This is a genomic window from Parasphingorhabdus cellanae (genome assembly GCF_017498565.1).
Lineage (GTDB): Bacteria > Pseudomonadota > Alphaproteobacteria > Sphingomonadales > Sphingomonadaceae > Parasphingorhabdus > Parasphingorhabdus cellanae.
Map to the genome: position 1 here is coordinate 2503548 of NZ_CP071794.1, position 16225 is coordinate 2519772.

A 16225-nucleotide genomic window follows, 5' to 3' on the forward strand; every position below is an offset into this window, starting at 1 on the left:
ACATGTCACGGCAAAAATTACTCGAAATGACCCGTTCATTGGTGGAGCATGGCGAAGCCGGAACAATGGAACTGGTGGACGATGTGGTGGCCGTCCCGGCTTCCGATTATACGGACGAAGATCGTTTTGAACGAGAAAAAGAACGTATTTTCAAACGCCTGCCACTCATGGTCGCACCATCCTGCGAATTACCGGAGCCCGGCTGTTACAAAGCTATGGATATTGCCGGAATACCGGTTCTTATCACGCGTCAGAAAGACGGCACTGCGCAAGCATTTTTGAACAGCTGCACGCATCGCGGTAACCCTGTGGCACAGGGCAGCGGCAAGGCGTCTCGTTTTACCTGCGGCTATCACGGATGGACCTTTAAAAATAACGGCGATTTGCTGGCGGTCGCGTCTCCTAAGGACTTCGGCACGGTCGATAAAGCCGCTTTCTGCCTGAAGAAATTTCCCACACTCGAGCGGGCAGGACTGATCTGGGCGACGCTGGACCCCAAAAGCACGCTCGATATTGCGTCTTATCTATGCGGCTATGATGCGCTGTTGGAGCATTTTGGGTTCAAGACATGGCACTTGTTCGATCAACGCACGATTCCGGGGCCGAACTGGAAAACCGCTTATGATGGTTATCTCGATTTCTACCATCTGCCAGTGCTCCACAAAGACACTTTCGGTGCTGATTTTTTCAATCAAGCCAATTATTTTGCATGGGGACCGCATCAACGGCTATCGGCCCCATCGAAATTCATCCAGAAAACTGGCAGTGATGAGCAGCTTGACCTCACCGAAACGGATGAAAAAGACTGGCCAATCGATGCATTACTACAGGGCGTGTGGACGATCTTCCCGCATATTTCGATCGCCAGCTTTTATGGCGGCGGTGGCCGCGGTGCGATGATTTCTCAGCTCTTTCCGGGCAAAACTGTCGGCGAAAGCTTTACCACTCAGTTTTATGTGATGGAGCATGAACCGACGGACGAAGCTGTTCGGCAGGGCGCGCATGAACAGTTTGCCTTTCTGGAAACCGTAGTCGCGGAAGAAGATTACAAGACTGGTAAAAGGCAGCATGAATCGTTGCAATCCGGTCTGATGGATAAAGTCTGGTTTGGCCGCAATGAAGGCGGCGGACAAGTCTTCCATCAATGGGTAGACCGTTTGATCAACGCCGATGATGAAGAGCTAGACGCCATGTTCGCTCCGCAATTGCAGGCGGCTGAATAATCAGGCGCTGCATAGTCAGGCGTTACGGAAATCTCTGCTCGGCGGAAGGGCTTTTTGCCATTTTGGCCTTTCGCTGCGCAACTTTTCCAGCATCTTCTCCCAATAGGCTTCGGTCTTGCCTTTAAACTGGATGTTGAAATCTTCCGCGGTCCGGAATTCCAAGATTTCAACGCCTTTATCGCCAATTGTATAGGTATAGGGAGTTTCGGCGGGCAGGAAAAAGCCGTCGCCAGGCCCCATGTCTTCGGTGCCCATGCGGATGTCGCCAGCGATGACATAATAGAGGCAATCGCTGTCATGGCTGTGCAGCGGCAGCGGGTAGCCCGGCTTGAACCAGAAATGATGAAGCGAGAAACCAAAGCCGCTAAACAGACAGGTGCCTTTATAACCATCGGCTACGCCTGCCTCGCCCATTTTGGTCAGGCCATCTAGAATGACCGGTGCATCGTCGACATAAGACATATGCCCGGCATCGCCAAAGTCCTGCGCATCTTCTTTGCGGAAGATGCGCAGGACTTTCAGCGGCTCGGGTTTATCGCCTGCTGTTTCTGAGCCTTTATTCGTGGGGAGGCATCAGTCATATCATTCTCCGGACCAGTTTGGAGAAGGATATAGCAGCGCAGGCGCGCCGGGGGAACGGTTTAGATCGGGATCGCTGAACGAGCCGGATAGGCAGCAATATAGCGGTCCAGCACAGCCGGGTTAAGCATGGTCTTCAACGCACAGCCAAGCCCGAAATTGCTACGATGAATAACTTCCGCCTCAAGCGGTGCCAGGCCTGGCAGAGTCAGCCAGCATCTTGTACCGGGATGGACCTGCAATAATGCATCACAGGCAAATCCGGCCAGTGAGATATTCGCGACCTCGGTGTCAAAGCTGCTTGAACCTGAAAAACGCATTTTTGCAGGTATAGCCACTTGGTGCCGCGGCGCGCAGCGATCTTCTTCGGCTGCGAATGTATAAGGCGTCAAAGTGGGCGGCATCTTGGTATTTTGGGTTTGTGCATTTGCCATAGGAAACTCCTTCGTAGTGACAACCACTTGTCGATACTTGGGTGTGCACCGACCGACCGCTTTTCCCACGGGCGGGTAAACCACCTCTTCTTTCGCTCGGTAAACAGGATTCTAAAAAAATTAACTATGATTGCGATTTTGAAGGCCGCAGGCACGCTGTTTGCAGGAGGTGCACAATGACGCTTGCTCTTGACCGCACATAACGCTAATGCGCGGCCATTGGTTGATTCAGACTGGAATTGACCGGCCTGTGTAGGGGTGTAGCTCAGATGGTAGAGCGTCGGTCTCCAAAACCGAAGGCCCACGGTTCGATCCCGTGCGCCCCTGCCACTTTTCTCCAAAATATGGCGGCTTGAATATATGACGCAATTTATTTCCGCTATTTCACTGGTGGTGCCGGATTATGATCAGGCTATATCTTTCTATGTCGGGCTAATGGGCTTTGATCTTATTGAAGATACAGAGCTTTCGGAAGATAAGCGCTGGGTTCTGGTGGCACCTCCGGGAAGCACGGAAACGCGGTTATTGCTCGCAAAAGCTAGCAATGAGGCACAGGAAGAAGTAATTGGCGAGCAAGCCGGGAACCGGGTCTTCCTGTTTCTCGAAACCTATGATTTCGACACGGATTTTGCGCTCATGGAACGGGCTGGCGTTGACATTATCGAGGAGCCCCGAGTCGAAAGCTACGGCAAGGTGGTCGTTTTTCGTGATCCATTCGGCAACAAATGGGACCTGATCGAACGGCACTAGCAAAGTCCGTCATTAGCAATGCCGTAGCGTCACCGCCAAAAATTGCTTGAATCGCCGTTTTCTGCCATAATTCACCCATGATGGAACAGAAAATAGCGGCGGCAGAAGAGGCCGCACTGGAACCCTATTTGGGCGGCAGAAGTTTCGAACAATGCTGGGAAGAATATGAGGCCAACGGCTATGTGATTTTCCCCGGAATCATGCCTGCGGACGAAGTGGCGGAGCAACGCGCAGCGCTAGAACCCTTTATCGAAGCGGATATTCGCGGGCGGAACGTGTTTGAAGGCGTGCAATCGAACCGTATTTACGCCATGCTGGGCAAGGATCCGATATTTGCGGATCTTATCACGCACCCCTTGCAGCTCGCATTTGCAGAACGCGAATTGGGTGGATCCTGTCTGCTCTCTGCTTGCCTTGCGATTAATTTGCATCCTGGCGAAACCGTGCAGCCTTGGCATATGGACGATGACCATTGCCGCCAGAAAATGCCGCGCAAGGCGCTCGGTGTCAGCACCTTCTGGACCATCGATGCGATGACCGAAGACAATGGCGCGACCGAGGTTATTCCAGGCAGCCATAAATGGGGACCGGTGAAACCAGAGGGCGCGAATGAATCGTCTCATTTTTCTAACAAATCTCTGCTGGAGGATGTTGATGACCCCGGCGCGCATCCGGACGCGGTAAAGGCGGTCATGCCCGCTGGCTCCTTGATGATTGCCAAAGGGAATTTATGGCATCGTGGCGGTGCCAACCGTTCGGACAGCTCGCGGTTGATCGTAACGCCGCAATATTGCCCGGGCTGGATGCGGCCATTGGAGACCATGTTATTGGCAGTACCGCCAGAGAAAGCGGCAGCCTTGCCGAAACGCGCGCAAGAGTTGCTTGGCTATTCCATCCACGAGCCTTTCATGGGCTATGTCGATGGCATGCACCCGGGCCGGGCTTTGGCCAGTTAAACTGATCTCTCATCATTCATGACCCAAGGAGATACTGTGTGAAGGCCTTGGAGAGTGACGCACCGCTGATCGTCTATGTTGACATCAAGAGCCCCTATGCCTTTGCCGCGATCCGGCCAACGCTGGCACTGGAGAAGTCGCTCGGGATGCGCTTTGACTGGCGGCCATTAACGCTCGATATCCCAAGCTATCTCGGTTCAGCGCGCAAAAAAGAGGGCAAGGTCGTCGAAAGCACCCGCAGCACCAGCCAGTGGAGTTGGGTCAAATATGCCTATCGCGATGCGCGCCGCTATGCCGAGCGGCAGAGATTTATGCTGAAAGGCACCGAGAAGATCTGGGATTCATCCATTCCCAATATCGGTATTTTGTGGGTCATGCAGACGGCACGGGATCGGCTGGGTGATTATTTCGAAGCGGTCTATCCGCCGTTCTGGCGACGAGAGCTCGATATTGAAGACATGGCTGTGGTCGAGGCCTGTTTGGAAAAGGCCGGAATCGATTCGAGCGGGTTTGCCGAATTTGCGCGAGGCGAAGGTCGCGCAGAACATGACAAGCTTCAGCCACAGCTGCACCCCAGTGGCATATATGGTGTGCCAACTTATGTGATTGACGGCACCATCCTGTTTGGCCGCGAGCACCTGCCCTATGTGCGCTGGCATTTGCAGGGCCGGGAAGGGCCCGCGCCGGATATTGCCTATGAGATTGATGATCATGAGGCACAACCATGCTGACTCTCTACATCGATTTCAAATCGGCGGCGTCCTATCTGGCGCTAGAGCCAACATTGGAATTGGCCCGGGAAACCGGCATATCCATTGACTGGCGCCCATTCTCGGTGCGGCCTTTTTCTGTTCCGGTGGAGCAGGATGAGGAAACGGTCGGTGAGCGTCATCGTCGCGTCCGTGCGGCGGCCCAGCGGGATGTTCATTTGCACTATGCGGCGGTGCAAGGGCGGAACATGCATTTTGCCGATACGCCAGCCGGGTCGGATGCCGCGTTGGCAGCCCTGGCTGTTATGGAAGGTGATCCTGTGCCGTTCATCCGAGCCGCCTTTACAGCGTACTGGAGCAAGCAGGCGGACTTGGCTGATGAAGCTGTGGTAGAAACACTGCTACGATCAGTCGGTATCGACGGTCCCGACTGGCAAAAAGCAAAAGCAGAAATGGCCTCCATTCGATCCAAAGCCGAAGAATCGGGAATTTTTGAGACACCCTCTTATCTGATAGCGGACCAGCTTTTTCTCGGCCGCGAACATCTGCCATGGATAAGGTCGCTTATCGCGGCAGAGCAGGGCGACTAAATCCCACTCTTTTCTTGCGGAATCGGGAATCACCGGCTAAAGGGCTGGTGCTTTCCGAAATCATGCATATATCCGATCCCAGTCGACAGACTGACACCCGGAGTTTATGCCGGGTTTGGGGAAATAGAAATTTAGGAATCGAACCATGGCGAAAGTCAATCCCGGCGAATTTATGCGGCAAGTCCGCGCCGAAAACAGCAAAGTTGTGTGGCCGACATGGCCCGACACGGTCCGCACCGCGATCATGGTGTTGATTATGACCACGATCTTGGCGCTGTTTTTCCTCGCCATCGATTCGGTTTTCAACGGTGTCGTTGGTTGGCTCCTTAATCTCGCTAAGGGCGGTTAAACCCTCGCGAAACGCAAATTAGAACAGGTTATTTATAGATGGCACGCTGGTATATCATTCACGCTTATTCAGGCTTTGAGCATAAAGTCAAAGAAGCCATTGAGGCGGATGCCAAGCGTCTGGGTCTGACCCAGCTGGTCGAGGAAATCGAGGTCCCGACCGAAACCGTTACGGAAGTCCGTCGCGGCAAGAAAGTCCAGTCGGAGCGGAAATTCTTCCCCGGCTATGTGCTTGCCAAGCTGCAAATGACCGATGATGTGTATCACTTGGTCAAGGATCAGCCGAAAGTGACCGGTTTTCTGGGCACCACCAAGCCGCAGGCGATTAGTGAGGCCGAGGCAGCACGCATACTCAACACCAAAGAGGAAGCCGCCAACGCGCCGAAACAGCGGATCACCGTCAACTACGAAATTGGCGACCAAATTAAGGTTCTGGACGGCCCCTTCGCCAGCTTCAACGGTATTGTCGAAGAACTGGATTTTGAGAAAAACCGCGTCAAAGTATCCGTATCGATCTTTGGCCGCGCGACCCCTGTCGAGCTTGATTTCGAGCAGGTTGAAGTCGCGAAATAAGAGATTTGGTGGCTTGCCACCGGATAAACCCCAGCGGCTTTTAGCCACTGGATTACCCCCGGCGGCTTTGCCGCCAGGACACCAACGCGGGAGGATGATCTTCGGATCATCTGTTTGACCGCTTAATTTGAGGATCCATAGACCCGCTCATCCTGAGCTTGTCGAAGGACCGATAGAATGAAAGGACAGCCAAATGGCTAAAAAAATTGATGGCTACATCAATTTGCAAGTACCTGCCGGTATTGCAAATCCATCCCCGCCAATCGGCCCAGCACTGGGTCAGCGCGGCGTTAACATCATGGAATTCTGTAAGGCGTTTAATGCGGCTACAGACAAGATGGAAAAAGGCGCACCGATCCCGACCAAGATTACGGTCTATGCGGATCGCAGCTTCACCTTTGAAACCAAATCACCACCAGCCAGCTTCTTCATCAAGAAGATTGCCAAGCTGAAAAAAGGTTCCAGCGAACCTGGCAAGGTTTCCGGCGGCACGATTAAAACATCGCAGCTGAAAGAAATTGCCGAGATGAAAATGGCGGATCTGAACGCCAATGACATTGATCAAGCGGTAAAAATCATCGCGGGTAGTGCCCGTTCGATGGGCATCGACGTGGTGGAGGGATAAGACATGGCTAAACTCACCAAACGCGCAAAAGCTTCAAACGAAGCCGTTGACCGCGAAAAGCTCTATGGCATTGATGAAGCTATCAAGGCGCTGAAAGCCCTCGCTTCCAAGTCAAAATTTGACGAAACGCTCGACATTGCGATCAACCTCGGTGTTGATCCGCGTCATGCTGATCAGATGGTTCGCGGCGTGATTTCTCTTCCTGCCGGTACCGGTAAAGACAGCCGGGTTGCTGTGTTCGCCAAGGATGCCAAGGCAGACGAAGCGAAAGAAGCAGGCGCAGATGTTGTCGGCGCAGAAGACTTGATGGAAGCCATGCAAGGCGGCGATCTGAACTTCGACCGTGTCATCGCAACCCCGGATATGATGGGCGTTGTTGGCCGTCTCGGTAAGGTTCTGGGCCCTAAAGGCCTGATGCCTAACCCAAAACTCGGCACGGTTACCCCAAATGTCGCGCAAGCAGTCAAGGACGCCAAGGGCGGCCAGATCGAATATCGCGTTGAAAAAGCGGGTATCATTCACAATGGCATCGGCAAAGCGAGCTTCAAGGAAGCAGACCTGCGCAAGAATTTCGATGCTCTGGTCGGTGCGGTTGTCAAAGCCAAGCCAACTGGCGCGAAGGGCAAATATGTCAAGAAAATCGGTCTGAGTTCGACCATGGGCCCCGGTCTGAAAATCGACCTCGGCGAGATTGAAGGCGCATAGGCCGCTCAGTCGTTAGATAATCAAAAAGGGCCGGAAGGAGACTTCTGGCCCTTTTCTTATTCAGATAGCGCGATGGTTTCTTTGCCTGTCACCGGTTCAATATTACTGTCTTCGACAGTAGAAACATGACCCAATTCAATTTCGCGCGCTGGTTCTGTTTCTTCAGGCCAGTTGGCTTGCGTCCGTTGATATTCAGAAGAAACATCGTCGGCATTTGCGAAATATTCGGCGTACCATTTTTCTTCTTGTTCGAGCCGCAAACGCTCGGATTTCAAGGCTGGTTCATTCGGAACCAGCAATCTGAAGCCGTTTTGATAGCGGCCGATTTTGTCATTCTGATGGAATGATACGCTTCTGACAGTCCGGATAGCGGTGGCTCTTGTATTTGAGGGCCATTCAAAAGCATTTTGACCTAATCGGAAACGCTCTACCGGTTCGGTCGGTGCCGATGCGATCTGCTGCACCTTCATGCTATCCAACACTGTGTCGGCCAGCGAAAGACCAGAAAGGCTGGCTGCGGATAATGCGATAACTATATATGAAAATATGTTGATATATTTGGGCGTAAACATGCACAGTAAACGCTCATCGCAATGTTTTGTTCCGACAGGATGGCCGGCCTTGCGCTAGCCATCCTGTCAAAACTCTATCCGTTGGTCTGCAAATTCAGAATTTGGCGCGAACCCCAATGCCGACTCCGAAGGATTCGGTATCATCGCGCAGCCGGGCGTTAAAACCGTCTGCACCACCAGCAATAAATCGCCGGTCAAAGTTACGCCGCCGGACGTTTGTATAACGGCCTTCCGCAAATATATCGATCTTCTCACTGGCCTTCACGGTGGCACCAATGGCGTTGAACGTTACCAAGGCGGTGCGGTTGCCTTGCACACCGAATGTGGGGGCAGTGGCCACCCCGTTATTGGGGAAGTAATTGATATTGGCATCGACAACACCAATGCCGATACCGCTCCCGAAATAGGGAATAATCTGTTGATTGGCTGACCAGATAACGTCGTTATAGGCCGCGGCCGTCACGGTCAGCTTGCTTAGGTCGCCGCCGAAATTCTGATTGCCGCCATTGAAGCTGCCGCCGCTGACATCGGATTCAGAATAACCGACTTCCAGTTCAAAGCGCGGCTTGAGAAAACTGATCAAGCCTTTCTTCAATTTATATCCAACCGCGCCCCTGATGGCGAAGCCGGTATCATAGCGTACATTCACATTAGCGGGCGCACCAGCAACGCCGGGAACGCCGGCTTCGGGATTTTGGGTTCCAACAAAATCACTGTCATTAAGAAAGTCGGCGCCTGCTGTTGCAGACAAGTAAAAGCCTTCTTCCCTTTCATTCTCTGTCTGGGCTTGCGCCTGACCAGCGATCGTGAGGCTGGAAACAGCACCGATCAAGACGATGGATGGCAATGTATATTTTTTGTGCATTTATGTTATCTTTCTGTGCTGCGTTGCGGCAACTATTGGCGTTGGGGACAGACGGTTTTCGCACGCAATCGACATCCGGTTACACAGTGATTGAAATAAAGGAGAGGACATGAAGGACACGATATATAATGGCTCCTGTCTGTGCGGCGCGGTTAGCATAATGGTCACCGGCGATTTGCCTCAACCGGATGCCTGTCATTGCACGCAATGCCGCAAGCAAACCGGGCATTATTTTGCCAGCACCGATGTGCCGGAAAGCGCGCTGACTATAGATGGAGAGGAGCATGTCCGCTGGTACCCGTCCTCTGAAAAAGTGCGGCGCGGGTTTTGCGGGACTTGTGGGTCGACGCTGTTCTGGGATCCGATTCATCACCATAAGATAGCGGTCGCTATGGGGGTGTTTGATGGTGCCACCGGAACGACGCTGTGGAGCCATATTTTTGTGGCCGACAAAGGCGACTATTATAAAATCGAAGATGGCGTGTTACAGAAAGATCAGTAACCTCGCGACCCAATCGCTCCCCAAAACGCTTGACATCCGGTCTATTCCCGCTAATGGCACTGACACAAATTGCGGTTTCGTTAAACGAGCCACAATTTCCGTCCGAGACAGCCGGTGAGGGGAATATGCCTCTCTTAATTTCCAGCCTAGACGGGGATCAGTTTTTTCGTGTGGAAACACACGGGTTTGCAATCAGCGTTTTCTAGCGCGGCTAAGCAACCAAAACCCCCTTCGGATTATACAGGAATGGTTTCGATCATTCCTTTCGCTCGTCATCCCGGTTCGCGCCGGAATGACGGTATTGAAGAAAGCGGATTGCGCTTCAAAAACGCAATCCACGTGAAGGAGCAAAATATGGATCGTGGTCAAAAGACCGAAGCCGTTGCTGCGCTAAACGCGACTTTCAAAGAAGCCGGGGTTGTCGTGGTCACACGCAATCTGGGCCTCACCGTATCTCAGTCTACTGAGCTGCGCGGAAAGATGCGGGAAGCCGGTGCGAGTTTCAAAGTCTCTAAAAACCGCCTTGCCAAACGGGCTCTGGAAGGAACCGACTATGCCCCGATAGCAGATATGCTGTCTGGGCCGGTCGCACTTGCCACATCGGATGATCCGGTGGCGGCTGCGAAAATCGCAGTGGAATTTGCAAAGTCTAATGATCTCTTGGAGATTGTTGGCGGCGCGATGGGCGATACCCTTCTGGACGAAGCGGGCGTTAAATCCCTGGCCTCTATGCCTTCTCTTGATGAACTTCGCGGTACGATTGTTGGTCTGCTTGTTGCACCACAAACGAAAATCGCACGGGTTGTCAAAGAACCAGCTGGAGCCCTTGCACGTGTAGTCGGCGCTTATGCCGCTACGGGTGAATAAACAAACTTACTCAAAATAGATTAGAAAATTTGGAGCGTAAATAACATGGCTGATATTGCTAAATTGGTTGAAGAACTATCGAAACTTACCGTTATGGAAGCGGCTGAACTGTCCAAGGCTCTTGAAGAAGAGTGGGGCGTATCTGCTGCAGCTGCTGTTGCAGTTGCTGGCCCAGCTGCTGGTGGCGGCGAAGCGGCTGCTGAAGAGAAAGACGAATTTGACGTCATTCTGACCGGCGACGGCGGCAAGAAAATCCAGGTGATTAAAGAAGTACGTGCGATCACCGCCCTTGGCCTGACCGATGCGAAAGCTCTCGTCGAAGGCGCGCCTAAAGCAATCAAAGAAGGCGTCAACAAAGCTGAAGCTGAAGAGATCAAAACCAAGATCGAAGCAGCTGGCGGTACGGTTGAATTGAAATAAGCCTCTCGGTTTATTGACAAGATTAAGGGGCGGTTTCCGGTTTGGAAGCCGCCCTTTTTGATTCCAGTTCGCCCGCAATCCATTTTTGTGCGGTTTCGACAGCACCCTCATTTGATGTCTCGATATCAGGAATCACGCCGGTTCCTTCCCAATTGCCGCCAGTATGGGGGCTATATGGTCTCGTTTCCGGAATGACTATGTGCCAACCACCAGTCAGGGGAACGGCATCTCCCAGCATATGCGCTCCGCCGCCGCTAGGGGAACCAAATATAACTGCCCTGCCTTGCGCCTGCAGCGAATAGGCAACGGCTTCCGGTGCAGAAAATGTTGTTTTATCGACAATGATGGCCAGCGGTCTTTCGGCTCCGTATCGCGGCCATGACAGCGTCGGTTCCTCCAGATCCGGTTTCTTGCCAAGGCGGGTTTCGCGGTGGAGCGGGATTTGGGACCCCGGTGCCATGAAGGTCCATTGCACGGGCCATTCGGTTTCCGGTGACCCGCCCGGATTTTTCCGGAGATCCAATATCAAGCCATCGCTCCTGCTCACCAGTTCAAAAGCCGCTGTCAGTGCTTTTTCAGCAGCAGAAAATTCGAAAAAGTCGGTAAGGTGAAGATAGGATATATTGCTCTTTATCCGCTCCACTTGTCTGACGCCAAATCCTCTAGCTGGCGCGCCATTCCTCCATTCTTCCAGCCAGTCACCTTCCCCAGCCTGGGACGAATTTGGGGCATATTCAACGAACACATGACCATCGCTCAAGATCGCGCGCAGCTGTTTCGTCATGTGCTTTGCAAAGGCTTCACTATCGTCGCAGTCCTGATAAAATGCGCCTTGTTCCAGTTTGCTTCGGACGGCCGCCGCCGAGCGTTTCGCCGCATCGACAAGCACATATTTCTGGTCAATCGCGTCCGCTATTTCGGCGATGGCCACATGTTCGTCGGCGCAATTTGCCGGTACGGGCTGCACGACCAGTAATAGTGCTGCGATCATCTGTTCAGACCTTTCTCTGCGAATGCCGTTTCGATACGATCCGCGAAGTCACGCCGGTCGAGAGCATCATCCAGCGCATCAAGCTGCTTGAGAAAATCAGGAGCGGCCTCTGCCAGCAGATCAGCGGCTGCCCGGTCCACTATTCGCGATATCGTGGAAACCTTTTCCAGCTGCTCTGACCCTGCAGCGGTCAGGTGCAGTATCTTGCTGCGCGCATCCACAGGATCGATCTTGCGTTCCAGCAGGCCTGCCTGCTCCATGGCGCGAACGACCTGAACCATCGCCACATGACTTTGGCCCAACATCTTCGTTGCATCCCGGCTGTTCATCGGACCGTGATCGTTGAGCAGCATGCCAAGCGCAAACCAGCGCTGTTCAAAGTCCAGCTCCCGACGGTAAACTTCCGTCACACTGCTATTGAGGCGTTCGAACAGACGCCTGATACGCGTGCCAAGCGTCTTTATTCCTGCATCGCGGAGATAGTCATTTGCCATATATGTAAGTTATTACATATATTTTGAGAAATCAAGGCAGTTTAATCACCAACCTTGCGCCGATAATGTCGAGCCCGGGATTCTGGTTGCCATTGAACAGCTGGGCGTGGCTGACATGGACCCAGCTTGCTTCGAGATCGATACGCTCGGACAACTGCACGCCAATAGCCAGTTCAGGTTCAAACAGAATGCGCGATCCCAATTGGGTTTGGGAGCCATCGGGGGCGAAGCGCAGAGAAGGTCCATCATGGATCGCCAGACCAATTCCAGGGCGCAGATAGAATTTCGTGCCGATTTTCCAGCTCAGTCCTGCGGCGATCAAGCTGGTGTCGCCAGCGCTGTTGATCGATGCGAAAATATACGGGGAGGGGGCGCCAATGGCTGACAAGGCTTCGATTCGTTTGCCGCGATAGCCAACCTGTAAATCAACGCCCTCTTCGCCGATTTTCATGGACAATGGCGTGTCCACTTCATGAGCCGCAACGCCGACGAATATCTCTTGGGCCGTCGCCTGTTGCAAAGGGGCCAACCAGATAAAGGTCGTCAAGACGAACATATAGAAACTTTTCATAGATGCGGCCTCCCGTTGCCGCCTGACCGCCCGAATCCGGTCTGATGGGTGACGCTATAGATTTCATCGAGCATTTAAGAAAGTAGGGCTGCGGCCAAGTCTCTTATTGGGCCAGATGGATTGACAGACCTTAACGGCTCGGCAACTAGAGACGGGATCTTGCAGAGGGTTAAACCATGAGGGCTTTTCAAAAAATCGCAGTTATCACGGGGGTTTTAGATGAGGCCGACGCCTTCCTGTCCGATCACCCATCAGAAATTATGGCAACGCCGTTAGGGCCGTTGCGTCAGGTGGAACATAGCGGCAAACAGATTGCGATTCTATGCCCGGGCATCGGCAAGGTTCATGCTGCTGCGGCCGCGATGCACTTGTATAGCAGCTTTGCGCCGGATCTGTTTCTGATAATCGGGACCGCTGGGCAGGTGAGTAATTTGGAGGGTAATTGCTTTTATCTGCATGAGGCATTGCAGGCAGACTATGGTACACTTGAAAACTCCAAGGACCATCACGGTTTCACCCATTATAATGCAGGAGCATGGCCGATGGGACCATCCGATTGGGCTCCTTTTTCTGCCCACCCTATGCCGGGCAAGTTGACTTTGCCCAAAGCGCGGATCGCGACGGCGGATATGTTCGTAAAATGCCCGGATCGCTCAACCTATTTGCGCGACACTTTAGAGGCTGATCTGGTTGATATGGAAACCGCGGCATTGGCACAAATGGCCAAATTACTGGACGTGCCTTGGGCCGGTATCAAAGCAACGACCGATAATGCCAATGGCGAAAGCTCCGGCGACTTTCAGGCCAATCTGGCAGCGGCAGCGCAAAGGGCTGCTGATTCAGCAGCACGGTTTTTAACGCTGATATGAGCACGGCTACGCCCAAAAAGTCGACATAAGATACTATATTAAGATGATATTTACCGTCGTTAACTTTATGCAAACCCTCCCGATATAATGTCAGTTGATATTTGTAACTTTGAGTAAAACGGGGCGCATATGGGAGAGACGATCACACTCCAGCGATTGCTGGAGATGCAGAAAAAGGTTTGGAATTTTAAGATCAGCGCTGATCATGAGACCACCGAGCTCGTCGCGCGGGAGCAACTTAAATCCTTCGGCCAGATATCGCGTATTGGCGCACTAATCGCGCTGCCTCTGACCATCTATGCGATGATCATGCTATTCGCCCATGCCGATCTAACCTTCATTGTCACCGCTAGTTTCTATGTGGCTATTGTCGCTTTTCTCAGCGTTCGGAATTTCTTTCGCCAATTGAAACTGGATCCTGATACGGTGGACTACAAGGAAGCCATCAAGAATATCCACATCGAAAGCATTATTAGCAGCGCCGGTTTTTCCTGTGTCTTGGCTATCCCTGTTGCTTTCGGTCAAATTCCTTACAGCCTGGATATCGCAATATTGGCAATGGGCGGTCTGGTAGTAGGCGGATTTGTTTTTGGCAGCATTCCGCGTGCCCAAACCTATAATTTGTCCATCACCACACTATGCTATGTCGTTGCTTTCTTGGTCGCAAAAGGGTCTGGCGGCATCAGCACCGCGATATTATTGGTCTTTTTCGCGCTCTGCATTGACTATATTTACAGGCTGTTCTTCTTTAACTTTGTCCAGCGCCACATGCATGCAGCCAAGCTCAAAAATTCCGCCGAGACGGTCCGGTTATTGTTGAACGACTATGCGGAACAAAGCTCTGATTGGCTCTGGGAAGTTGATGGTGAGCATCTGATCGTGAATCCTTCCGCGCGTTTTGCGACGGCGGTTGATATGGAGATTCGGGATCTTCGTAATCTGCCTCTCGTGGACCTTTTTGAGGAATCCACGGAGCGAAATTTGCTTGCGCAATGTCTGTCATCCGGCAAGACTTTTCGCGATATCCACGTTCCAATAAAAATTGATGGGCAGGAATGCTGGTGGAAATTATCGGGCCGACACATCAAGACGGCAACAGGCGAAAGCAGCCATATTCGCGGCGTTGCTGCGGATATTACCAGCGCGAAAAAGGCTGAAGAGCGAGTGGCGCATCTGGCGCATTTTGATAGCTTGACCGACTTACCCAACCGGGCACTGTTCAACCAGTCACTGCAAAGATCAATTGGCCGGATGAAAGCGGGACAGAAATTAGCTGTATTGTATCTCGATCTGGATCATTTTAAGACCATCAACGACACATTGGGTCATGGTGCTGGCGATATCGTTTTGAAAGCTGTTGCCAGCCGTTTGGAAAAGAATATCGGGATTGAGGATGTTGTTGCCCGTCTTGGCGGAGATGAATTTGCTGTATCATTGCGCAATGTGGAGTCCGACCAGGATATAAGACAAACGGCGCAAAACCTGATCGACATATTGTCGGAACCGGTAATGGTCGAGGGGCAACCCGTCGCGATCGGTGTTAGTATCGGAATTGCGCTCGCACAGGAATATGGCGATGATGCAGAGCAGCTTATCAAGCACGCCGATATCGCCTTATACCATGCAAAAGAAAATGGGCGCGGATGCGCTTCGGTTTTTGAGCGGTATATGCATGAGGCGGTACAGGACCGGCGCAACATCGAAATGGATTTGCGGTCAGCGTTGAAACGCAACGAACTGGAACTTTACTACCAGCCACTGGTCAATATCGAGACGAATGAGTCAATTGGGTATGAAGCTTTGTTGCGTTGGCATCACCCCGAAAAAGGTATGATCATGCCGGATGTGTTCATTCCGGTGGCGGAAGATACCGGGCTGATTGTCCAGCTGGGGGAATGGGTCGTTCGGTCGGCTTTGTACGAAGTTGCCAAATGGCCGGAGCATTTGAGCGTTGCCGTGAATCTGTCTCCGGCGCAGATGCGTAGTCCCAATCTTATGCCGACGATCATCAATGCGCTGGCGGCAACGGGCGTAGCGCCGCACCGACTAGAATTGGAAATTACCGAGTCCGTACTGATGAATGATAATCAATCCAATGTGGAATTGTTGCACAAAATCCGTTCGCTGGGTGTGCGTATTGCGCTGGATGATTTTGGCACTGGCTATAGCTCGCTCAACTATTTGCGCAGCTTTCCTTTCGACAAGATCAAGATTGACCGCTGCTTCGTTGACGAAGTGGATAGCCGCGAGGACTGCCGGGCGATCATTCGAGCGGTCACCGGTCTGGCGTCCAGTCTCGGCATGGTGACGACCGCCGAAGGGGTTGAACGTAGCGATCAGTTGAGTCAACTCAAGGAAGAAGGATGTGTTCAGGTCCAGGGATATTTATTCAGCAAGGCGGTGCCCGCCAACAATATAAAAGGACGGGCAGAACCGACCGGAAACATCGAAGCCGATGTGGGAGAGATTGGTAAAAAAAGCGCTAAGGTTAGCCGGGCCACGCCTTTGCGAAAAGGAAGACGAAGAAAAACGGGCTGATCATTGCGCGTCCTGCATACCTATTAACAATATTGTAAATAGT

Annotated in this window: 21 protein-coding genes and 1 tRNA gene; 15 read left to right on the forward strand and 7 right to left on the reverse strand. The window is 52.4% G+C overall.

What is annotated here, in order from left to right; translation table 11 throughout:
• Positions 1-2: 2 nt before the first annotated feature.
• Complete coding sequence (locus J4G78_RS12025; protein WP_207986791.1) at positions 3-1223, forward strand: aromatic ring-hydroxylating oxygenase subunit alpha; 1221 nt, start codon at positions 3-5, stop codon at positions 1221-1223.
• A gap of 15 nt (positions 1224-1238) precedes the next feature.
• On the opposite strand, the gene J4G78_RS12030 is transcribed toward J4G78_RS12025, so the two are convergent.
• Positions 1239-1685 (reverse strand): cupin domain-containing protein, encoded by a 447-nt coding sequence (locus J4G78_RS12030; RefSeq protein ID WP_207986792.1) that lies wholly within the window; start codon positions 1683-1685, stop codon positions 1239-1241.
• Positions 1686-1864: 179 nt separating this feature from the next.
• Entirely contained in the window at positions 1865-2236 is a 372-nt protein-coding gene (locus J4G78_RS12035; protein WP_207986793.1) for a PilZ domain-containing protein, read from the reverse strand.
• 254 nt (positions 2237-2490) lie between these two features.
• Between J4G78_RS12035 and J4G78_RS12040 the strand changes: the two genes are divergently transcribed.
• From J4G78_RS12040 to rplA, 9 genes are all read left to right on the forward strand, one after another.
• Positions 2491-2566 (forward strand) — tRNA-Trp (locus J4G78_RS12040).
• A 30-nt stretch (positions 2567-2596) separates the two neighbouring features.
• Positions 2597-2986: a VOC family protein gene (locus tag J4G78_RS12045; protein ID WP_207986794.1), complete on the forward strand. Its 390-nt coding sequence runs from the start codon at positions 2597-2599 to the stop codon at positions 2984-2986.
• A 77-nt stretch (positions 2987-3063) separates the two neighbouring features.
• Complete coding sequence (locus tag J4G78_RS12050) at positions 3064-3942, forward strand: phytanoyl-CoA dioxygenase family protein (protein ID WP_207986795.1); 879 nt, start codon at positions 3064-3066, stop codon at positions 3940-3942.
• Between the two features lie 38 nt (positions 3943-3980).
• Positions 3981-4673: a DsbA family protein gene (locus J4G78_RS12055; RefSeq protein WP_207986796.1), complete on the forward strand. Its 693-nt coding sequence runs from the start codon at positions 3981-3983 to the stop codon at positions 4671-4673.
• The gene (locus J4G78_RS12060; RefSeq protein WP_207986797.1) at positions 4667-5242 is read left to right on the forward strand and encodes a DsbA family protein; all 576 of its coding nucleotides are present in this window, start codon (positions 4667-4669) and stop codon (positions 5240-5242) included. Before J4G78_RS12055 ends, J4G78_RS12060 begins: the two co-directional genes overlap by 7 nt.
• A gap of 145 nt (positions 5243-5387) precedes the next feature.
• Complete coding sequence (gene secE, locus J4G78_RS12065) at positions 5388-5591, forward strand: preprotein translocase subunit SecE (protein ID WP_207986798.1); 204 nt, start codon at positions 5388-5390, stop codon at positions 5589-5591.
• A gap of 38 nt (positions 5592-5629) precedes the next feature.
• Positions 5630-6163: a transcription termination/antitermination protein NusG gene (gene nusG, locus J4G78_RS12070; RefSeq protein ID WP_109354997.1), complete on the forward strand. Its 534-nt coding sequence runs from the start codon at positions 5630-5632 to the stop codon at positions 6161-6163.
• 193 nt (positions 6164-6356) lie between these two features.
• The gene (gene rplK / locus J4G78_RS12075; protein WP_207986799.1) at positions 6357-6788 is read left to right on the forward strand and encodes a 50S ribosomal protein L11; all 432 of its coding nucleotides are present in this window, start codon (positions 6357-6359) and stop codon (positions 6786-6788) included.
• Between the two features lie 3 nt (positions 6789-6791).
• Entirely contained in the window at positions 6792-7493 is a 702-nt protein-coding gene (gene rplA, locus J4G78_RS12080) for a 50S ribosomal protein L1 (protein WP_207986800.1), read from the forward strand.
• A 56-nt stretch (positions 7494-7549) separates the two neighbouring features.
• Here rplA and J4G78_RS12085 read toward each other — a convergent pair whose 3' ends face one another.
• A complete protein-coding gene (locus tag J4G78_RS12085) occupies positions 7550-8065 on the reverse strand; it encodes a hypothetical protein (protein WP_207986801.1) in 516 nt (171 codons plus the stop codon).
• A 94-nt stretch (positions 8066-8159) separates the two neighbouring features.
• A complete protein-coding gene (locus J4G78_RS12090; protein WP_207986802.1) occupies positions 8160-8930 on the reverse strand; it encodes a hypothetical protein in 771 nt (256 codons plus the stop codon).
• A 109-nt stretch (positions 8931-9039) separates the two neighbouring features.
• Between J4G78_RS12090 and J4G78_RS12095 the strand changes: the two genes are divergently transcribed.
• From J4G78_RS12095 to rplL, 3 genes are all read left to right on the forward strand, one after another.
• A complete protein-coding gene (locus J4G78_RS12095) occupies positions 9040-9432 on the forward strand; it encodes a GFA family protein (protein ID WP_243457075.1) in 393 nt (130 codons plus the stop codon).
• A gap of 354 nt (positions 9433-9786) precedes the next feature.
• Positions 9787-10299, forward strand: coding sequence for a 50S ribosomal protein L10 (gene rplJ / locus J4G78_RS12100; protein WP_207990674.1), 513 nt, complete (start codon positions 9787-9789; stop codon positions 10297-10299).
• 45 nt (positions 10300-10344) lie between these two features.
• Positions 10345-10719 carry a 50S ribosomal protein L7/L12 gene (gene rplL / locus J4G78_RS12105; RefSeq protein WP_108811330.1) on the forward strand — a complete coding sequence of 125 codons (375 nt, stop codon included), beginning with the start codon at positions 10345-10347 and terminating at the stop codon, positions 10717-10719.
• Positions 10720-10741: 22 nt separating this feature from the next.
• Here the strand turns inward: rplL and J4G78_RS12110 are convergent, their stop codons facing one another.
• Genes J4G78_RS12110 through J4G78_RS12120 form a run of 3 tightly spaced genes read right to left on the reverse strand, consistent with a single transcriptional unit; the run spans position 10742 to position 12775 of the window.
• Positions 10742-11710 carry a S41 family peptidase gene (locus tag J4G78_RS12110; protein ID WP_207986803.1) on the reverse strand — a complete coding sequence of 323 codons (969 nt, stop codon included), beginning with the start codon at positions 11708-11710 and terminating at the stop codon, positions 10742-10744.
• The gene (locus J4G78_RS12115) at positions 11707-12204 is read right to left on the reverse strand and encodes a MarR family winged helix-turn-helix transcriptional regulator (protein WP_207986804.1); all 498 of its coding nucleotides are present in this window, start codon (positions 12202-12204) and stop codon (positions 11707-11709) included. Before J4G78_RS12115 ends, J4G78_RS12110 begins: the two co-directional genes overlap by 4 nt.
• 31 nt (positions 12205-12235) lie before the next feature.
• Positions 12236-12775 (reverse strand): acyloxyacyl hydrolase, encoded by a 540-nt coding sequence (locus J4G78_RS12120; RefSeq protein WP_207986805.1) that lies wholly within the window; start codon positions 12773-12775, stop codon positions 12236-12238.
• Positions 12776-12951: 176 nt separating this feature from the next.
• On the opposite strand from J4G78_RS12120, the gene J4G78_RS12125 reads away from it, so the two are divergent.
• Entirely contained in the window at positions 12952-13644 is a 693-nt protein-coding gene (locus J4G78_RS12125) for a 5'-methylthioadenosine/S-adenosylhomocysteine nucleosidase family protein (protein ID WP_207986806.1), read from the forward strand.
• Between the two features lie 129 nt (positions 13645-13773).
• On the forward strand, positions 13774-16182 hold the full coding sequence (locus J4G78_RS12130) for a putative bifunctional diguanylate cyclase/phosphodiesterase (protein WP_207986807.1): 2409 nt from the start codon (positions 13774-13776) through the stop codon (positions 16180-16182).
• Positions 16183-16225 lie beyond the last annotated feature (43 nt).

What these genes read in the sequence shown, in the direction of transcription:
- J4G78_RS12025 (WP_207986791.1), top strand. Translation starts at nt 3, where the DNA reads ATGTCACGGCAAAAATTACTCGAAATGACCCGTTCATTGGTGGAGCAT.
- J4G78_RS12030 (WP_207986792.1), bottom strand. Translation starts at nt 1,685, where the DNA reads ATGTCTTATGTCGACGATGCACCGGTCATTCTAGATGGCCTGACCAAA.
- J4G78_RS12035 (WP_207986793.1), bottom strand. Translation starts at nt 2,236, where the DNA reads ATGGCAAATGCACAAACCCAAAATACCAAGATGCCGCCCACTTTGACG.
- J4G78_RS12045 (WP_207986794.1), top strand. Translation starts at nt 2,597, where the DNA reads ATGACGCAATTTATTTCCGCTATTTCACTGGTGGTGCCGGATTATGAT.
- J4G78_RS12050 (WP_207986795.1), top strand. Translation starts at nt 3,064, where the DNA reads ATGATGGAACAGAAAATAGCGGCGGCAGAAGAGGCCGCACTGGAACCC.
- J4G78_RS12060 (WP_207986797.1), top strand. Translation starts at nt 4,667, where the DNA reads ATGCTGACTCTCTACATCGATTTCAAATCGGCGGCGTCCTATCTGGCG.
- secE (WP_207986798.1), top strand. Translation starts at nt 5,388, where the DNA reads ATGGCGAAAGTCAATCCCGGCGAATTTATGCGGCAAGTCCGCGCCGAA.
- nusG (WP_109354997.1), top strand. Translation starts at nt 5,630, where the DNA reads ATGGCACGCTGGTATATCATTCACGCTTATTCAGGCTTTGAGCATAAA.
- rplK (WP_207986799.1), top strand. Translation starts at nt 6,357, where the DNA reads ATGGCTAAAAAAATTGATGGCTACATCAATTTGCAAGTACCTGCCGGT.
- rplA (WP_207986800.1), top strand. Translation starts at nt 6,792, where the DNA reads ATGGCTAAACTCACCAAACGCGCAAAAGCTTCAAACGAAGCCGTTGAC.
- J4G78_RS12085 (WP_207986801.1), bottom strand. Translation starts at nt 8,065, where the DNA reads ATGTTTACGCCCAAATATATCAACATATTTTCATATATAGTTATCGCA.
- J4G78_RS12090 (WP_207986802.1), bottom strand. Translation starts at nt 8,930, where the DNA reads ATGCACAAAAAATATACATTGCCATCCATCGTCTTGATCGGTGCTGTT.
- J4G78_RS12095 (WP_243457075.1), top strand. Translation starts at nt 9,040, where the DNA reads ATGAAGGACACGATATATAATGGCTCCTGTCTGTGCGGCGCGGTTAGC.
- rplJ (WP_207990674.1), top strand. Translation starts at nt 9,787, where the DNA reads ATGGATCGTGGTCAAAAGACCGAAGCCGTTGCTGCGCTAAACGCGACT.
- rplL (WP_108811330.1), top strand. Translation starts at nt 10,345, where the DNA reads ATGGCTGATATTGCTAAATTGGTTGAAGAACTATCGAAACTTACCGTT.
- J4G78_RS12110 (WP_207986803.1), bottom strand. Translation starts at nt 11,710, where the DNA reads ATGATCGCAGCACTATTACTGGTCGTGCAGCCCGTACCGGCAAATTGC.
- J4G78_RS12115 (WP_207986804.1), bottom strand. Translation starts at nt 12,204, where the DNA reads ATGGCAAATGACTATCTCCGCGATGCAGGAATAAAGACGCTTGGCACG.
- J4G78_RS12120 (WP_207986805.1), bottom strand. Translation starts at nt 12,775, where the DNA reads ATGAAAAGTTTCTATATGTTCGTCTTGACGACCTTTATCTGGTTGGCC.
- J4G78_RS12125 (WP_207986806.1), top strand. Translation starts at nt 12,952, where the DNA reads ATGAGGGCTTTTCAAAAAATCGCAGTTATCACGGGGGTTTTAGATGAG.
- J4G78_RS12130 (WP_207986807.1), top strand. Translation starts at nt 13,774, where the DNA reads ATGGGAGAGACGATCACACTCCAGCGATTGCTGGAGATGCAGAAAAAG.